The organism is Paenibacillus xylanexedens, from assembly GCF_017874615.1.
Lineage (GTDB): Bacteria > Bacillota > Bacilli > Paenibacillales > Paenibacillaceae > Paenibacillus > Paenibacillus xylanexedens.
The window spans coordinates 62,536-78,835 of record NZ_JAGIKV010000013.1 but is presented as its reverse complement, the minus strand read 5'-3'; the positions used below and the strand labels follow the sequence as shown (position 1 = coordinate 78,835).

Here is a 16,300-nt window from a genome sequence, read left to right as displayed (position 1 = left end):
GGGAGAAGTGTGTGATTTTACAAATCGCAGCGATTGTACTGAGTTATCTGCTCGGTTCGGTCAGCTTTAGTGTCCTCCTTGCCAAAGCGATACGGGGGATCGATATTCGTCAGCACGGAAGCGGAAACGCGGGAGCTACCAATACATTGCGTATTTTGGGTAAAGGACCGGCAATTGCTGTTCTGTTACTTGATGTACTTAAGGGTGTTGCAGCTGTATGGATTGGAATCTGGCTGAGTGACGGTTCTTCCTGGATTCCTGCACTCAGTGGAATAGCAGCCATTGCAGGACATAACTGGCCGCTTTACTTCCATTTTCGTGGAGGAAAAGGTATTGCCACAGCCATTGGTGTTCTGGTGAGTCTTGCTTTCCTACCTGCGTTATGTGCTGGGGTGATCGCCATTCTGTCTATTGTATTGACACGCTATGTTTCATTGGGGTCTCTGATTTTTGTAGCATTTACACCCATCTTTATCATGGTATTACCCGGATATTCAATGAATATCTTCTGGGGGAGTCTGATTATTTGTCTGTTTGCGTTCTGGAGACATCGTACCAATATTGCGAAGCTCGCCAAAGGACAGGAAAATAAATTGGGATCGAAAAACCCTGGAGGGGGTAAACGAGTTGTCTAAAAAAGTTGCTGTTCTGGTCGCTGGAAGCTGGGGGACAGCTCTGGCTAGTGTACTTGCCGCCAATCAGTTGGACGTGATGATGTGGACACGTGGTGAAGACCAAGCAAACGAAATCAATAACAAGCACACCAATACTCGCTATCTTCCGGATGCGGAGCTATCAACACGGATTCAAGCAACAACTGATATGGAAGCTGCGGTGGAAGGCGCTATAGCTGTGTTAATTGTTGCGCCTTCATCAGCCATGCGTGCAGTTACGAACCAGCTTAAGGCTTATTACAAGCCTGAGATGTTAGTCATTCATGCAACCAAAGGTTTTGAGACAGAAAGCCTCAAACGGATGTCCACAGTCATTTCAGAAGAGCTTGAATGTGAAGAAGGACGCGTGGTTGTTCTTTCTGGCCCAAGCCATGCGGAAGAAGTGGTGAAGCGTTGTCCAACGACAGTGGTTGTAGCTTCACTGGATAAGGCATCTGCCGAGTCTGCCCAAGCTCTGTTTATGAATGCTTATTTCCGGGTTTACACGAATCGGGATATGATCGGTGTTGAGCTTGCAGGTGCATTCAAAAATATCATTGCTCTTGGTGCAGGTATGTCGGATGGTCTTCAATTTGGTGATAATGCCAAAGCCGCTTTGCTAACACGCGGTTTGGCAGAGATCACACGTATTGGTGTTGAGATGGGAGCAAATCCGCTAACGTTTTCGGGACTTGCTGGAATCGGGGATCTGGTTGTAACGGCTACAAGTCAGCACAGTCGGAACTGGAGAGCAGGTTCCATGTTGGGCCAGGGACAGAAGCTGGATGATGTTCTGAAGTCCATGGGCATGGTGGTAGAGGGCATTCGAACTACGCAAGCTGCCTATTTCATCTCCCAAAAATACGGTGTACAAATGCCAATTGCGGATCAGTTATATCACGTTTTATTCCAGGAGAGACAGCCGCGTGATGCGGTTGAAGCCTTGATGGGACGTGACCCGAAGACTGAAATGGAAGTCATGAAGCTTGAAACCTGGGAGCAGTGGCATTCCTGATTGTAATCAGCCTAAACGTACCTTGTGAAATAAGAAGCTTATTCACCTTTTCTGTAGCAGACTCATACTATACACATGAGTATTGCCGGAGGAGGGGAGACGAATGGGTAACAACATTTCCAAAGATGCACTGAATGCAATCAACAAGAAAACGGGTAAAACGATAACAGAAGGTGCCGTTAAGAAATTGGCAAGCACGGTGAAACCAACGACGATTCAGAATGAAGCTCAGTTGCGCCAATTGATCAAACAAGTATCCGCCATGGCGAAAGTTCCGGTATCTGAGGATACGGTTAAGGATATTGTGAGTGCGGTCAAGAAAAGCGGATTGAATCCGAGCAGTATGGAATCGTTAATGAAAATGATGATGAAAAAATAATAGATCACACCTGCTTGTGCAGGTGATCCAGTAAGACAAAAAGACGAGTCGGCTTCTGCCGGCTTGCTTTTTTGTCTTTTTTTTGGAAAGTTGAGCTGAATTTCGTGTTATAATGGTTGCAATTGTCACAGTGTCAGTGATGAATATCGGACTGAAGGGGAGACTGCTGGATTATGAGCGCAATGGACAAGATGTGGCTGTCATTGGTGGCCATCCTCATTATGGGACTATCTGTATTCCTAATTACGTTTGCTCGTGCCAAAACAAAAGGTATTGTACGGGGGATTCTTTCTCTGATTGCATTTTTGATTATGCTGATTGGCTTTTTCGGTGGAATCGCTTCTCTGACCTGATTTCCCATGCCTGAAGGATAACATCCGCATAAGCACATCATAAGAACTGACACAATGAACACGGATGAGGGGAGTGTGAGCCTATGGGGCCGCATGATACGGAGGGTCGGACAGAGCGTTATCCGGAATTACACGCGGCTTTGCTGGAAACGGCCAAAGCCTGGAACACACAGCCACAGACATGGTTACTTGGAGGAAGTTGTGGGTTGCTGCTTCAAGGGGTGGAGTTGCAACAGGCTCCGAGAGATATTGATATCTATGCGGATGTTGCTGCTGCCAAAGAACTTCACCGTAGCGCTCCGGGGGAAATGCTTGACGAGCCTACAGTGGACAAGACAGGACCGTATGCTTCTCTGCTGAGCCACTATCAGGTGGGTGATTGTGCGCTGGAACTGGTGGGTGGTTTCGAAATATGGGCTCGCAAAAGTTGGTACCGTATCGAGATTGAACATGTACTTGCTCCGTATGCACCAGTAGCACAAGTGGGTTCATATAGCCTGCGACTGATGCCGCTTGCGCATGAGCTGTTGTTTAATCTGCTGCGAGGTCGTGAAGATCGTTATGTCCCCATTGCTAAACAGATGCGCGAGCAGCCAGATGCACATCAACCTATAATGATGCTTTTAAGTCAACAGAATGTATGGACAAGCCGCTTCAGAGCCGAAGTGGAAGAGCTTGTTGGCTTTACATGGCCCCAGTAGGTTGAGGGAGGAAAATGATGGACTATAAAGTTACTTTTTTACCTATGAACAAATCAATAGCGCTCAAACCAGGAGCAACACTTTTGCATGCAGCACGACGTGCTGGAGTCAAGATTACGACCCGATGTGATGGCAAAGCGGCTTGCCTGATGTGCAAAGTGAATGTGGATGAAGAACATCGGGCGGAACTGTATCCACCAACAGATGCAGAAAAGCGCAAGCTGGGTTCACTGTTGGAAGCAGGTACACGACTGTCCTGTCAGGCCAAGGTGTGTGGATCTCTATCGGTTCATGTTCCAGAGGACCCGCTGAAGGCAGCCATTCGGAAACAACTGGAACGTCAACAACAGGAAGACGACTGGTTCTGAGCGTTATGACATTGATTCTCTAATGAGTTATTCAAGGAGGACACGAATGATTAGGAACAAGCCAAAATGTGTGGAAGGAAGCAGACGGCAGCGTCTGAAACATCAAACGGGCGGTCTGCTGTTATTCCTGTTGTTTGCTTTTACAGCAAGTGGTTGTATGTATCCATCCCAGAGCAATTCGGACCCTAAGATAGCCTATCGGGAAAGCGTGAGCCGTATCCAGAGTGCGGTCGAGGCATTCCAGCAAGATGAGGGGATTTTGCCAATCATCAATGCAAATATGGATACGCCAAAATATGAAAAGTTCAGAGTGGATCTGCCCAAGTTGAAACAACTGGGGTATCTGGATGAAATACCGGGGACTGCTTTTGAAAGTGGTGGGAGCGCTTACTTCCTTATTCAGGACGAAGAAGTGAATCCGACCATTAAAGTGATGGATCTTCTGACCGTACAGAAAGTAAATGATGTACAGCGAATGGTTAATCAATATAAGTCCGTACATAACAATAAGCTACCAAGCGGGGAAGAACTGTATCCGGGGTTATATGCTGTGGATATGGAGCAGGCTGCTCAGGCAGGTACTCCTTCCATTACGCTGAATAGTGTATATTCAGGTCAGGTCTTACCGTTTATGATGGATGACGAAGGCAAGGTCTATGTAGATTATGCTTTTGACATCATGCAGGCAGTGGAAAAGTCTGACGTGTCTCCAGCAGAGACTGAAGATGTTCGGGATTTGCTGGTGGAACACTCCTACTTCGTACCTGTAAAATCCGTTTTCTACGCTTGGAAAAATAATGCGCCGGTTGCCCAGCCCATAAAATAAGCATGGTTGCCATTCAAATGATTTAGCTGTATGACCACCATGGCTCTAATGGTTCAAAAAGAGATATTCCAAATAAGGGATATCTCTTTTTTCTTTTGTCAGTATGAGCAATAACCGTCATAAAAGCTTCGCGGATCACATAAAGTAGATTGAAATAAAGACGCGCAGTCCGAGATCGGGGGATTCTCCTAATGTCATCACCTTAAGATAAAAAAACAAAAATACGCGTCATATTGCCGCATACGGATACATAAGATGATACTAGTCCAATTGCATGTACGAGTTAACGCCGCTCTCGCCGGTTTCATCAGAATGCAACGTTCGGCGGCGGACGACTTCCGGGCACTCACAAAGGCGGCTCTACCGTTGCAGGGATTTCAGTCTTCTGATTGAAAAAACGAAGCGGATGCTCTTTAGCATTTTTCCTTCGGAGTAATTTAGGGAGGGGATTTCATTGGAGAAAGTGGACATTTTTAAGGACATAGCTGAGCGGACCGGAGGGGATATTTATCTCGGGGTTGTCGGCGCAGTCCGGACGGGAAAATCAACATTTATTAAACGATTCATGGAAACGATCGTATTGCCTAACATCGCAAGCGAGGCTGATCGTGCCCGTGCAGTGGATGAACTTCCACAAAGTGCAGCAGGCAAAACTATCATGACAACCGAGCCAAAATTTGTACCGAATAACGCAGTCCAGATTAAGGTGGCAGAAGGACTCGATGTCAATGTGCGCCTTGTGGATTGTGTAGGTTACGCGGTGGAAGGAGCCAAGGGATACGAGGATGAGAATGGTCCACGCATGATCTCCACGCCTTGGTTCGAGGAGCCGATTCCGTTCCAGGAAGCTGCCGAGATTGGTACTCGTAAAGTCATTCAGGAGCACTCCACACTGGGTGTTGTGGTCACAACTGACGGTACAATTGCAGAGATTGCCCGCAGTTCCTATGTGGAATCCGAAGAACGGGTTATTGCGGAACTGAAAGAAGTGGGAAAACCATTCGTCCTGGTCATTAACTCCACTCGCCCTCGCAGTGAAGAAGCTCTGCAATTGCGGAGTGAACTTGCAGCCAAATATGACATTCCGGTGATGACACTCAGTGCAGCTACGATGACGGAAGATGATGTGACGGGTGTGCTTCGTGAAGTGCTGTATGAGTTCCCGGTACATGAAGTGAATGTGAACTTGCCGAGCTGGGTTATGGTACTCAACGAGACTCACTGGCTGCGCAGCAACTACGAGAATTCTGTACGGGATACCGTTAAGGATATTCGCAGACTTCGCGATGTGGATCGGGTTGTGGCTCAGTTCATGGAATATGAATTCATTGATCGCGCAGGCCTGAGTGGCATGAATATGGGGCAGGGTGTAGCCGAAATTGACCTGTACGCGCCGGATGAACTGTATGATCAGATTCTCGTGGAAGTGGTTGGCATCGAGATTCGCGGTAAGGATCATCTGCTGCAATTGATGCAGGAATTCTCGCATGCGAAGAGAGAATATGACCGCTTCGCAGAAGCGCTGGAGATGGTCAAAACGACCGGATACGGCATTGCTGCTCCATCTCTTGCCGAGATGGCTCTGGATGAACCTGAGCTCATTCGTCAGGGCACCAAATTTGGCGTACGTCTGAAAGCAACAGCACCGTCCATTCACATGATCCGGGTTGATGTGGAATCGGAGTTCGCTCCAATCATCGGTACGGAGAAACAAAGTGAGGAACTGGTGAGATACCTGATGCAGGACTTCGAGAACGACCCGATCAAGGTATGGGATTCAGACATGTTTGGTCGTTCACTGCACTCCATCGTACGAGAAGGTATCCAGGGCAAGATTGCCATGATGCCGGATAATGCAAGATACAAATTGCAAGAGACGCTGGGAAGAATCATTAACGAAGGTTCGGGCGGCTTGATCGCCATCATTCTGTAAGACATCAAAAGACCGTAAGGGGGCATCCCCTCGCGGTCTTTTTTACGTGATTTCTTTATTTTGGATGAAATGGATAGGAAGAATAGTACTTTCGAAAAAACTTAGCGAGTTTTAGCTTTAAATTGCTAAAACCCATTTACATACTAGGGATTAGCCGTTATATTAATATTCAACTATTGTGATCGAGATCACAGAGAGTGGATAGGGGGATACAGAGATGAAAAGAAAAGAGACAAAATGGGTATGGTTGAGTGTGTTATTAGTATTTACATTGGCGCTGTCCGCTTGCGGGATCAAAAAAGAACCGGCAGCCACTCCGGCTTCGGGTGCATCAGATGATACACCAAAAACGGAAGCAGTTACAGGCCCTCTAAGCGGCAAACGGATTGCACTTATTATGGAGTTTAATACAGGTACTTTCTCGCAGCAATATGTACAAGGTGTAAAAGAAGAAATCGAAAAATTCGGTGGAGAACTGACAACGTTTGTTGCCGATAATGACAAAGCAAAGATGGTATCCTTGCTTGATAGCGCTATTAACCAGAAGTTCGATGCCATTCTCACGGATCACGGGGATTCCCTATTAGAGCCAGGCGTGAAGAAGGCAGTAGAACAAAATATTCCAGTGGTCGTGTTTGACGCAGCTATCAGTGTTCCAGGAGCTACAGTCCTGTCGCAGGATGACCAGAAGATGGCTGAACTGACACTGGAGCAAATGAAAAAAGATATCAATGGACAAGGCAATATTGTCAAAGTATGGGTAGCTGGTTTTGCACCGATGGAACGCCGTCAGATTGCATACGGTGAATTCATGAAAGCAAATCCGGACATCAAGGAAATAGCTACATTCGGTTCTGCACAGAATCCGGCGCTGGATACACAAGCCAAAATGGAAGCTATTCTCAAGCAGTATCCAAAAGGTGAGATTACAGCTGTATGGACTGCATGGGATGAGTTCGCCAAAGGTGCAGCACGTGCGATTCAACAAGCTGGACGTGATGAGATCAAAGTGTATGGTATCGATATGAGTGACGAGGACCTGCAAATGATTCAGGACCCGAAAAATCCTTGGGTTGCTTCTGCTGCTGTTGATCCAACGGATATTGGTCGTGTCCAAGTGCGTTATGCTTATCAGAAACTGAACGGGGACGAGACGGAAGATGCAGTTGTTCTTAACCCGGTCTATGTTCAACGTGAAGCTCTGCCAGATAAACAAATCTCCACTTCGGAGTTGTCAGAGTTCGTTGAAGGTTGGGGTGGTAGCACACAAGGAATCAAGGACTGGATGAGCGAATACGGAATTACTGCTAAATAAGCAGCGTATGGGAAGCGCGCCGCAAGGCGCGCTTTTTCCACCATAATGAAGATGTGCGAGTCTGGATGAGAAATGGGATACTCCCGTATGGGAACGATTGGAGGTTAACATCATGAGCACTGCACCGATACTGCTTCAAATGGAACATATCCACAAGCAGTTTTCAGGTATTCCTGCACTGAAGGATGTGGATTTCTCTGTAAAAGGTGGGGAGATTCATGCGCTGCTGGGTGCCAATGGTGCCGGTAAAAGCACGTTAATGAAAATTTTGTCCGGTGCCTATCCATTGGATCAGGGAACGATTCAGTTAAGTGGACAAGCGCTTCATTTGAGTTCTCCGGGAGACGCGAAGGCAAGTGGGATTCACTGTGTCTATCAGGAAGTTGACGCGGCACTGGTGCCACAGCTGACGGCTGCGGAGAACATTATGTTGGATCAGTTGGCTTCATCTGCTGGAGGTTGGTGGAAAAGTCCACGGAAGCTGCAACAGCGCGCGGTTGAGGCATTGAAGCAATTAGGGGCGGACATATCCGTTCACCAAAAAGTGGCCGATCTGACACTTGCGGAAAAACAGATGATTTTGCTGGCACGGATTTTGATTCAGGATGCCAAGGTCATCATTTTTGACGAGCCTACTGCACCGCTGAGTCAGGAAGAAACGGATGCATTTTTCCGTATTGTACATCTGCTGAAGGAGCGGGGCGTAGCCTGCATTTTCATTACCCATCGTCTTGCGGAAGTGACGGGTCACTGTGATCGCGTTACGGTTATGAGAGATGGACAACATGTATTTACCGGTGAAGCAAAGGGTCTGACGATCAATGATTTGGTTACTCAGATGTTAGGCAAACCATTTGAAGAAGAATTTCCAAAGACGGAAGCGCCCGTGGGAGAACTGCTGTTGGAGGCGCGTGGGCTTCGTCGTGGAGTGAAGGTTAAAGGTGTTAACCTCTCTGTAAGCCGAGGTGAAGTCCTCGCTGTGGTGGGTCTGGTAGGTGCGGGTAAAACGGAAAGCTCTCGTTTGCTGATTGGTGCAGATCGGCTGGAGGGAGGAGAGATCCGGCTTAACGACCGTAACCTCCGCCTGTCTCAGCCCGCGGATGCGGCGGCTCTGGGGATTGTTTCTGTACCGGAGGAGCGACGTAAACAAGGAATCCTGATTCAGGAGAACGTGGAACGGAATTTAAGTCTGCCTTTGTTAAGCCGTCTTAGTACATTAGGTTTCGTAAGCCGCAAGCGGGAACGTCTGAATGCAGAGTCATTGGTGAAACAGCTTGGAATTAAAACATCGTCCGTGAAACAGGAAGTGAAATATCTAAGCGGTGGTAATCAGCAGAAGGTAGCCATTGGTAAATGGCTTAATGCGGATGCGGATGTATTTATATTTGATGAGCCAACCAAAGGCGTAGATATTGGGGCGAAAAGTGACATTTTCCGCATTATCAATGAACTGGCTTTGGCGGGCAAGGGTGTAATCTATTTCACTTGTGAACTGGATGAAGGCATGGGAATTGGTGACCGAATCGCTGTCATGTGTGAAGGTGTTATTGTAAAAGAGTTCAAACGAGGCGAGACTAACCAAGAACAGCTGCTATACTATGCAAGCGGTGGACAAGAGGTGCAATCATGAAGGATAAATCACTGGATTTTGCGTTCCGTTACGGGGCGATTATAGTCATCATAGGTGTTATCGCATTTTTCGGCATTAAATTGCCTTATTTCTTTACGTACAGTAACTTGACCGATATTTTGGGCTCGATCTCTATCGTTACGTTTGTAGCGATCGGTGTTACGTTATCTCTCATTGTTGATGGATTTGATCTTTCGGTTGGGGCGACTGTCTCATTAACTACCGTCGTTACTGCCTCGTTAATGATTTGGTATCAACAACCACTGGCGATCGTTATTATCGTGCCATTGATTATCGGGGCTGTTATTGGTTTATTGAACGCTTTGCTGATCGTAAAATTGCGTATTCCGGATTTGCTCGCAACCCTTGCCACGATGTACATCATCGGAGGTATTCACAAAACGTATGCACAGGGATATACCATTTACAATCACATGCAGTTCCCTGATGGGAGCAAAGCTGCGGGAGAGATGGACCCGACATTTCTGCTTATAGGACAGGGTAAATGGCTTGGTATGCCGATATCGGTTATCATGTTACTTATTGCGGTAATAGGTGTGCATATCTTTTTGACGTATACGAAATATGGGCGCCAGATGTACATTACAGGTGGTAATGAGGAAGCTGCACGGTTGTCTGGAATCAAGGTGAAAAAGGTGCGTACACTCGCCTATGTAGCCGCTGGAGTGTTTGCAGCCATCGGGGGTATCATCTATGCCTCCAAAGTAGGATCTGGGCAAATTGATGCGGGATCACCGTTGTTAATGGAATCCGTAGCTGCAGTATTTGTCGGTTTCTCTGTGTTTGGTGCGGGTAAACCCAATGTCATCGGAACCTTCATTGGTTCGGTTCTGATTGGTGTACTTGTGAACGGTTTAACGATGATGAACGTACAGTATTTCACACATGATATTGTAAAAGGTGGGGTTCTCGTGCTTGCCCTGGCGGTTACATTTTACGTCTTAAACCGCAACCGGACTTGAAATTGTGGGCTGTCTGTATTAGTATGAAATTTGTTCGGCGTCTGAAATGCCCGTGGTTTCAGACGACATTCTGCCGAAAATGACTGTTGACCGCAGGCGGAGATTTGTGTTCAGCGCTCAAGATGTACGTAGATTTTTTGCGTATGAACGTATATTTCGCTATAAAACGGAAACACAGTATAACATTCAGGACATTGATACAGGAGGTGAAAAACAAATGAACAAATCAGACTTGATTACACACGTATCTGAAGCGACTGAATTGTCCAAGAAAGATGTAACGAAAGCGGTTGATGCCGTATTCGAAGCAATCTCTGAGGCTCTTCAAAGCGGAGATAAAGTACAATTGGTTGGTTTTGGGAACTTCGAAGTTCGCGAGCGCTCTGCACGTAAAGGACGCAACCCGCAAACAGGTGAAGAAATCGAAATTCCTGCGAGCAAAATTCCTGCATTCAAACCAGGTAAAGCGCTCAAAGACGGAATTAAATAAGATTTCTACATATTCCATATGTCGACAAAAAGACCGTGACTTGTTCACGGCCTTTTCTTTTGCCCTTTAACGATGATTCTTGCGGTTCATTCGTATAAGGCGCAGGTTGACAAATGAAACAATCTTAATCATCATTAACGCTATCGAACTAAAGAAGGGGACATGCGTGATGGATCATCCAACCGGCAATGATTATATTGTAATTAAGGCAGAGGAAAATGGTGTCCAGGTGATCGGATTAACCCGAGGTCAGGATACACGTTTTCACCACACCGAGAAATTGGACAAGGGTGAAGTGATGTTTGCCCAATTTACCACCCATACTTCAGCTATTAAAATCCGGGGCAAAGCCACGCTGATTACCAAGCATGGACAGATTGAATCGGAGTAATGGACAGATTGAATACATTCAAATGAAGATTGCAGGCATAGCCTGCTTTTTTTCATTGTACAATGAGGTATGAGCCTTTACTGGACAGACTACACTAACAGGTAAAGGCAGGGAGGCGTATATGAAACCGCGGATGATTGTTACTGCTTCAATGCTGGCAACGGTTGCGGCGGTCTTTCTGCTTGTTGCGATACAAACCTTACATATGCGTACATGGGGCGGGGACAACGTACAGCCTGCCTCTGCATCACATCATCCAGTTCAGCTAACGAATGACAATCTGGTTGATGTGCTAAGCTCCATGCAACTATCAACTCCCATTGCAAGAGTGGAATGGAAACAGTCCATTTTGACACTGGACCTCAAAGTTAAAAGAACGGGTACAAGTTACACTGAAATCTATGAGAACATGGCAGCTGTGGCAGATCTGGGCTTTCGGAGTCTGGATAACGTGGATCAGGTGCTGCTACGTGTAATGGCAGAAGATGAATGGATGCATAAACGTCATCTGTTGCTTGCTGCTGATATTCGGCGTGGAGAGTGGCCTCTGTATGCGATTGAAACATTACGGAACTGGAAAAGTGCGGCCTTTTCAGATGAATTGAAGGACTGGTTTCATTTGATGGAGACCGAACTCTGGAAGAAGCAATTCGAAATGACAAGTCAGGGGTAATAGAATAGCAGGATTCAGTGCGTGCCCGTTCAACATATGCTATAATATATAAGATTGTAGTGCAGAAATGGTTTAACAATGTTAAGGCTCGGAGGCTGAGAATGAATTCATATCGCGTACCCCAACTAGCAAAGAAATATACGGATTACGACATGATTCGACAACATACGGAAATCCCATCATTTCCGGATAGCCGGGCACGTCTGTTGCAGGTATTTGTGGGCCGCACAGACGAAAAGGTGCATCAAGAGTTATATGCTCTTGCAACTTCGCTCGTTCAGTTGGCCATGGATACGCATGATCGAATCGATACCATTTCCGGTGAGCGGAGAGAGCAGGAGATGCGTTCACGCCAGTTGAATGTACTCGCCGGGGATTATTTAAGTAGCCGTTTTTATCAATTGCTTGCCCATGCGGGCAAAATTGAAATGATTGGCAAACTCAGTGCTGCTGTATCCGAAGTGAACGCACGCAAGATGACGCTGTATGAACGGATGAAGAAGCTTCTCGTTTCGGCTGATGAATACTTGCGTGAAACGGTACAGCTGAGGATGCAGCTGTTTCTTTCATTTACAGGCATGTTTCAGCATAACGAAGAGTCGTTATGGAACAGCCTGTTGACCGAATTCAGCTCCTGCGAAACGATCGTGGAAGAACTGAAGCGGATGAATGACCAACAACAATATCTTCACAGCTATGCATACTGGCACATATACGAGCATGGTAATGACGATGAGCGCAATGTGTTGCGTCAGTCTGAACCGGATGCACGTGCATGGAACGCTATGGTGCTGAAGCATAGGGTTGGCGAGGTTTTGCTGGACAAGCTTCGCGAGTGTACACACCGCATTCAACTGTTGTTGCAAGACGAGGAAGGGCGGATGGGCTTGCAGGAGATACATGCAATTCTAGAGCCTTACTTGGCATATTTGCAGCCTTCACATGCGGCAGTAAGGGAAGATTGAGGGGGAGACAGACGAATGGGGAGCGGAGAGACCAAACCGAAAGAAGAATATGTCCATTCGGTTTTTCAGAGTATAGCCGGAAAATATGATGTCATGAATGATATTCTAAGTTTCCGCAGGCATAAGGCTTGGCGTAAATTCACCATGAAAAAGATGAATATGTCCAAAGGCGATACCGGTCTTGATTTGTGTTGCGGCACATGTGACTGGACGCTTGCTATGGCAGAGGCAAGTGAAACGGGGCACATGCATGGACTTGATTTCAGTAGCAACATGCTGGAGGTCGGCCAGACAAAGATCAATGCGGTGAAACGTCAAAAGCAGATTACCCTGACACAGGGAAATGCCATGTCACTTCCTTTTGAAGACAATTCGTTTGATTATGTGACGATCGGGTTTGGGTTGCGTAATGTACCTGATCTCAGACAAGTGTTGTCTGAAATGAAACGTGTAGTCAAACCCGGTGGTATGGTTGTGTGTCTGGAATTGTCCAAGCCAACATGGCAGCCGTTCAAAGGCATTTATTATTTTTATTTTGAGAAGGTTTTACCGAATCTTGCCAAAGTGTTTGCTAAAAGTTTTGAGCAGTACAAATGGCTGCCGGACTCACTGGCCATTTTCCCGGGAAGGCAGGAACTGGCAGACATTTTTGCAGAAACTGGATTACAACAAGTGCAGGCCTACCCTCTGACCGGAGGTATCGCGGCACTGCATATTGGAACCAAGGAGAATCAGCATGTTTAGGAAAATTCGCATCTTTTTAGAAATGATCAAGATTGAACACACGCTTTTTGCTTTACCTTTTGCATTTATGGGGGCGATCCTCGGCTCCATGGTAGTGAATGATACCTTCCCAAGCTGGATGCAGATCATGTGGGTATTGCTTGCGATGATCGGTGCACGTAGTGCGGCTTTTGGTTTGAACCGAATTATTGACCAAGCGATTGATAGCAAAAACCCGCGTACCGCGATGAGAGCCATCCCGGCAGGACTGTTGAAAAATGGGGAAGTTGTTATATTTGTCATTATCTCATTTATATTGTTATTCTGGGCCTCATCCAATCTTAATGTATTATCGATGCAGCTGTTGCCTATTGCTGTGTTTATGTTGGTACTGTATTCGTACACCAAACGATTCACATGGTTATGCCACATTGTTCTCGGAATGACGATTGGTTTGGCACCACTTGGTGGCTGGGTAGCTGTAACAGGAACGATGGATTGGACAGCGATTGTGCTGTACGTTACGATTGTGTTCTGGACAGCGGGCTTTGATATTATCTATGCATGTCAGGATCTGGAATTCGATCAGGGAGAGGGTCTTCACTCCATACCTTCCCGTTTTGGCCTGGTTAAATCCTTGCAGATCGCTAAGTTCTTCCATGTGATTACTGCAATTGGTTTTCTTGCGTTATTGTTGATGACAGATCTGAGCTGGTGGTATGGCGCAGGCATGTTGGTGACGTATGGAATTCTGTTCTATCAACATTATATTGTATCGCCTAATGATATGAGCCGTGTTCAAACGGCGTTTTTTACCATGAACAGTTTGCTTAGTTTAATTGTATTTACCTTCACTCTGATTGATCTGGCGGTGAAATAAATGGTGCAGCAGCCGGACAATAAACGACTGGTTGTCGGAATTACCGGAGCGAGTGGCAGCATATATGGCATTCGATTAATTGAAACGCTGCTTGATTTGGAATATAACGTTCATCTGGTCATATCCAATGCAGGGTGGCGTGTACTGAAAGAAGAATTGGACTGGGATGTGACGAATCGGGACGCGGTGCTGGAAGAAAAATTCGGCAACCGTGCCGGTTCTCTGATCTATCATCCTGTGAGTGATATAGGAGCCTCCATTGCAAGTGGTTCTTATCTGGCCGACGGCATGATTATCATGCCATGTTCGATGGGAACTCTTTCGTCCATCGCGCAGGGATCGTCGGATAATCTGATGTCTCGCGCAGCCGATGTTATGATGAAAGAGGGAAGAACATTGATCCTCGTACCACGTGAGACGCCTCTTCATGCAATCCATCTGGAGAACATGCTGAAGCTTTCTCGTCTTGGTGTACGAATGATACCGGCTATGCCTGCTTTTTATTACAAACCTCAGACTATGGATGAGTTGATTCTGTTTTTGGTGGGGAAAGTGTTGGATAGCTTGCGCATCCCACATCAACTGTTTACAAGATGGGGAGAACCGGATGAACGGGGATAACGACTGAGTTCGATACAAGGCTGTTTTTTGCCAAAGTGTTGCTCGGTTTATTTGTCCCCCGAATCCCGGGGTATTGGTGAGCACTGATGGTGAGTCTTCATGAACCACAGTCTTGACCCATGCTCCGGCAACTTCTGTATTTTGTTTCAGAACAAGTCGCAGAGTTTAATTTTCGGGTGTCGGCTATGACATTCGGAGAAGAAAAACACGTTAGATTACCTTATAGAACAACACAAGCAAGAACGGTAAGCCGGGTTTTTCGTAATGCCTGCAGGCCCGACTTGCTGGAGGGGAAGGTAAGCATGAATTTATGGACTGACAATACGCTGATACGGGTGAACGAATGAAACTATTGGATATTTTCGGGTTGTTAAAAAAGGACATGGATTACATTGAGAAAGAGTTGTATCGCAGTGTTCGAGGAGAGCAGAAGCTGCTGAGTGAAACGTCACTTCATTTGCTCAAAGCAGGAGGAAAACGGTTGCGGCCCGTTTTTGTGTTACTTGGTGGGAAATTTGGTACATACGACATTGAACGTCTGAAGCTGGTTGCGGTTCCGCTGGAACTCATTCATTCGGCATCCCTCGTTCACGATGATGTCATTGATAATGCGGAGACACGCCGAGGCAAACCCACAGTGAAGTCAAAATGGGATAATCGGATTGCCATGTACACAGGAGACTATATCTACGGTAAGGCACTTGAAATGACTGCCGGATTATCCGATCCAGCGATTCATCGTATCCTTGCCAAAGCTATGGTACAGATGTCTATTGGTGAGATGGAGCAAATTCGCGACTTTTTCAATACGGGACAAAGTGTTCGTAACTATCTGCTGCGGATTCGCCGCAAAACAGCACTTCTGATTGCAGTTAGTTGTCAGTTAGGGGCATTGGCTACACGTGCGCCTGAGCATGTATCTTCCCTGCTGTATACGTACGGATACAATGTGGGGATGGCTTTCCAGATTCAAGATGATGTACTTGATCTGGTAGGTACTGAGAAACAACTTGGAAAGCCACCTGGCAGTGACATGAAGCAAGGAAATATCACTCTTCCTGTACTTTATGCCTTGGAAGAATCCGATCTGCGGGAACCTTTGCTTAAGGAGATTTCCCGTGTCCAGCATGAAGAAGGACGGGCAAGTGCATCGGATGCAATTGGAATGATTCGACAAAGTCAAGGAATTGCTAAAGCTGAAGCCCTTGCTGACCGATATATGAAGAAAGCGCTCGATGCTCTCGATCAGCTACCTAACATCAAGACGACCAAAAACCTGCGTGATATCGCTCATTTTGTGGTTAAACGTACGCATTAAACAATGTATGACCTTCGACTCTCAGATTACTCATACCCAAAGTTGAACAGAACTGTGAGATTCCTCATTGGGAGGATTTGGAC

Annotated in this window: 19 protein-coding genes; all 19 read left to right on the top strand. The window is 46.4% G+C overall.

Annotated features, from left to right (window positions below):
- The first annotated feature begins 11 nt into the window (after positions 1–11).
- The 19 genes from plsY to J2Z28_RS17570 all read left to right on the top strand — a co-directional run bounded on the left by plsY (position 12) and on the right by J2Z28_RS17570 (position 16,217).
- On the top strand, positions 12–635 hold the full coding sequence (plsY, locus tag J2Z28_RS17660; RefSeq protein ID WP_211083488.1) for a glycerol-3-phosphate 1-O-acyltransferase PlsY: 624 nt from the start codon (positions 12–14) through the stop codon (positions 633–635).
- Positions 628–1,668: an NAD(P)H-dependent glycerol-3-phosphate dehydrogenase gene (locus J2Z28_RS17655; RefSeq protein ID WP_211083487.1), complete on the top strand. Its 1,041-nt coding sequence runs from the start codon at positions 628–630 to the stop codon at positions 1,666–1,668. Before plsY ends, J2Z28_RS17655 begins: the two co-directional genes overlap by 8 nt.
- Positions 1,669–1,771: 103 nt before the next feature.
- A complete protein-coding gene (locus J2Z28_RS17650) occupies positions 1,772–2,047 on the top strand; it encodes a stage VI sporulation protein F (protein ID WP_017687687.1) in 276 nt (91 codons plus the stop codon).
- 173 nt (positions 2,048–2,220) lie between these two features.
- The gene (locus J2Z28_RS17645) at positions 2,221–2,400 is read left to right on the top strand and encodes a DUF2768 family protein (RefSeq protein ID WP_017687688.1); all 180 of its coding nucleotides are present in this window, start codon (positions 2,221–2,223) and stop codon (positions 2,398–2,400) included.
- 83 nt (positions 2,401–2,483) lie between these two features.
- Positions 2,484–3,101 (top strand): hypothetical protein, encoded by a 618-nt coding sequence (locus J2Z28_RS17640; protein ID WP_211083486.1) that lies wholly within the window; start codon positions 2,484–2,486, stop codon positions 3,099–3,101.
- Between the two features lie 17 nt (positions 3,102–3,118).
- Positions 3,119–3,469 carry a 2Fe-2S iron-sulfur cluster-binding protein gene (locus tag J2Z28_RS17635; protein ID WP_074095650.1) on the top strand — a complete coding sequence of 117 codons (351 nt, stop codon included), beginning with the start codon at positions 3,119–3,121 and terminating at the stop codon, positions 3,467–3,469.
- 46 nt (positions 3,470–3,515) lie between these two features.
- Entirely contained in the window at positions 3,516–4,295 is a 780-nt protein-coding gene (locus tag J2Z28_RS17630; protein WP_211083485.1) for a hypothetical protein, read from the top strand.
- Positions 4,296–4,749: 454 nt separating this feature from the next.
- The gene (gene spoIVA, locus J2Z28_RS17625) at positions 4,750–6,228 is read left to right on the top strand and encodes a stage IV sporulation protein A (RefSeq protein WP_017687692.1); all 1,479 of its coding nucleotides are present in this window, start codon (positions 4,750–4,752) and stop codon (positions 6,226–6,228) included.
- A 217-nt stretch (positions 6,229–6,445) separates the two neighbouring features.
- On the top strand, positions 6,446–7,543 hold the full coding sequence (locus tag J2Z28_RS17620; protein WP_036672016.1) for a sugar ABC transporter substrate-binding protein: 1,098 nt from the start codon (positions 6,446–6,448) through the stop codon (positions 7,541–7,543).
- A gap of 112 nt (positions 7,544–7,655) precedes the next feature.
- A complete protein-coding gene (locus J2Z28_RS17615) occupies positions 7,656–9,173 on the top strand; it encodes a sugar ABC transporter ATP-binding protein (protein ID WP_211083484.1) in 1,518 nt (505 codons plus the stop codon).
- Positions 9,170–10,156 (top strand): ABC transporter permease, encoded by a 987-nt coding sequence (locus J2Z28_RS17610; protein WP_017687695.1) that lies wholly within the window; start codon positions 9,170–9,172, stop codon positions 10,154–10,156. Before J2Z28_RS17615 ends, J2Z28_RS17610 begins: the two co-directional genes overlap by 4 nt.
- 217 nt (positions 10,157–10,373) lie before the next feature.
- Positions 10,374–10,646 carry an HU family DNA-binding protein gene (locus tag J2Z28_RS17605; protein ID WP_024630670.1) on the top strand — a complete coding sequence of 91 codons (273 nt, stop codon included), beginning with the start codon at positions 10,374–10,376 and terminating at the stop codon, positions 10,644–10,646.
- A gap of 169 nt (positions 10,647–10,815) precedes the next feature.
- On the top strand, positions 10,816–11,037 hold the full coding sequence (mtrB, locus tag J2Z28_RS17600) for a trp RNA-binding attenuation protein MtrB (RefSeq protein WP_017687697.1): 222 nt from the start codon (positions 10,816–10,818) through the stop codon (positions 11,035–11,037).
- 121 nt (positions 11,038–11,158) lie between these two features.
- Positions 11,159–11,710, top strand: coding sequence for a hypothetical protein (locus J2Z28_RS17595; RefSeq protein ID WP_211083483.1), 552 nt, complete (start codon positions 11,159–11,161; stop codon positions 11,708–11,710).
- 101 nt (positions 11,711–11,811) lie between these two features.
- Positions 11,812–12,675: a heptaprenyl diphosphate synthase component 1 gene (locus J2Z28_RS17590; RefSeq protein WP_211083482.1), complete on the top strand. Its 864-nt coding sequence runs from the start codon at positions 11,812–11,814 to the stop codon at positions 12,673–12,675.
- Positions 12,676–12,690: 15 nt separating this feature from the next.
- On the top strand, positions 12,691–13,419 hold the full coding sequence (locus tag J2Z28_RS17585; protein WP_211083481.1) for a demethylmenaquinone methyltransferase: 729 nt from the start codon (positions 12,691–12,693) through the stop codon (positions 13,417–13,419).
- The gene (locus J2Z28_RS17580; RefSeq protein WP_036607688.1) at positions 13,412–14,278 is read left to right on the top strand and encodes a UbiA-like polyprenyltransferase; all 867 of its coding nucleotides are present in this window, start codon (positions 13,412–13,414) and stop codon (positions 14,276–14,278) included. Before J2Z28_RS17585 ends, J2Z28_RS17580 begins: the two co-directional genes overlap by 8 nt.
- Positions 14,279–14,899, top strand: coding sequence for a UbiX family flavin prenyltransferase (locus tag J2Z28_RS17575; protein ID WP_017687702.1), 621 nt, complete (start codon positions 14,279–14,281; stop codon positions 14,897–14,899).
- A gap of 343 nt (positions 14,900–15,242) precedes the next feature.
- Complete coding sequence (locus tag J2Z28_RS17570; protein WP_017687703.1) at positions 15,243–16,217, top strand: polyprenyl synthetase family protein; 975 nt, start codon at positions 15,243–15,245, stop codon at positions 16,215–16,217.
- The last annotated feature ends 83 nt before the right edge of the window (positions 16,218–16,300 follow it).

Excerpts from the sequence above, each read along its gene's own strand:
- J2Z28_RS17650 (WP_017687687.1), top strand. The coding sequence starts at position 1,772 with ATGGGTAACAACATTTCCAAAGATGCACTGAATGCAATCAACAAGAAA.
- J2Z28_RS17645 (WP_017687688.1), top strand. The coding sequence starts at position 2,221 with ATGAGCGCAATGGACAAGATGTGGCTGTCATTGGTGGCCATCCTCATT.
- J2Z28_RS17640 (WP_211083486.1), top strand. The coding sequence starts at position 2,484 with ATGGGGCCGCATGATACGGAGGGTCGGACAGAGCGTTATCCGGAATTA.
- J2Z28_RS17635 (WP_074095650.1), top strand. The coding sequence starts at position 3,119 with ATGGACTATAAAGTTACTTTTTTACCTATGAACAAATCAATAGCGCTC.
- J2Z28_RS17630 (WP_211083485.1), top strand. The coding sequence starts at position 3,516 with ATGATTAGGAACAAGCCAAAATGTGTGGAAGGAAGCAGACGGCAGCGT.
- J2Z28_RS17620 (WP_036672016.1), top strand. The coding sequence starts at position 6,446 with ATGAAAAGAAAAGAGACAAAATGGGTATGGTTGAGTGTGTTATTAGTA.
- J2Z28_RS17615 (WP_211083484.1), top strand. The coding sequence starts at position 7,656 with ATGAGCACTGCACCGATACTGCTTCAAATGGAACATATCCACAAGCAG.
- J2Z28_RS17610 (WP_017687695.1), top strand. The coding sequence starts at position 9,170 with ATGAAGGATAAATCACTGGATTTTGCGTTCCGTTACGGGGCGATTATA.
- J2Z28_RS17605 (WP_024630670.1), top strand. The coding sequence starts at position 10,374 with ATGAACAAATCAGACTTGATTACACACGTATCTGAAGCGACTGAATTG.
- mtrB (WP_017687697.1), top strand. The coding sequence starts at position 10,816 with ATGGATCATCCAACCGGCAATGATTATATTGTAATTAAGGCAGAGGAA.
- J2Z28_RS17595 (WP_211083483.1), top strand. The coding sequence starts at position 11,159 with ATGAAACCGCGGATGATTGTTACTGCTTCAATGCTGGCAACGGTTGCG.
- J2Z28_RS17590 (WP_211083482.1), top strand. The coding sequence starts at position 11,812 with ATGAATTCATATCGCGTACCCCAACTAGCAAAGAAATATACGGATTAC.
- J2Z28_RS17585 (WP_211083481.1), top strand. The coding sequence starts at position 12,691 with ATGGGGAGCGGAGAGACCAAACCGAAAGAAGAATATGTCCATTCGGTT.
- J2Z28_RS17580 (WP_036607688.1), top strand. The coding sequence starts at position 13,412 with ATGTTTAGGAAAATTCGCATCTTTTTAGAAATGATCAAGATTGAACAC.
- J2Z28_RS17575 (WP_017687702.1), top strand. The coding sequence starts at position 14,279 with ATGGTGCAGCAGCCGGACAATAAACGACTGGTTGTCGGAATTACCGGA.
- J2Z28_RS17570 (WP_017687703.1), top strand. The coding sequence starts at position 15,243 with ATGAAACTATTGGATATTTTCGGGTTGTTAAAAAAGGACATGGATTAC.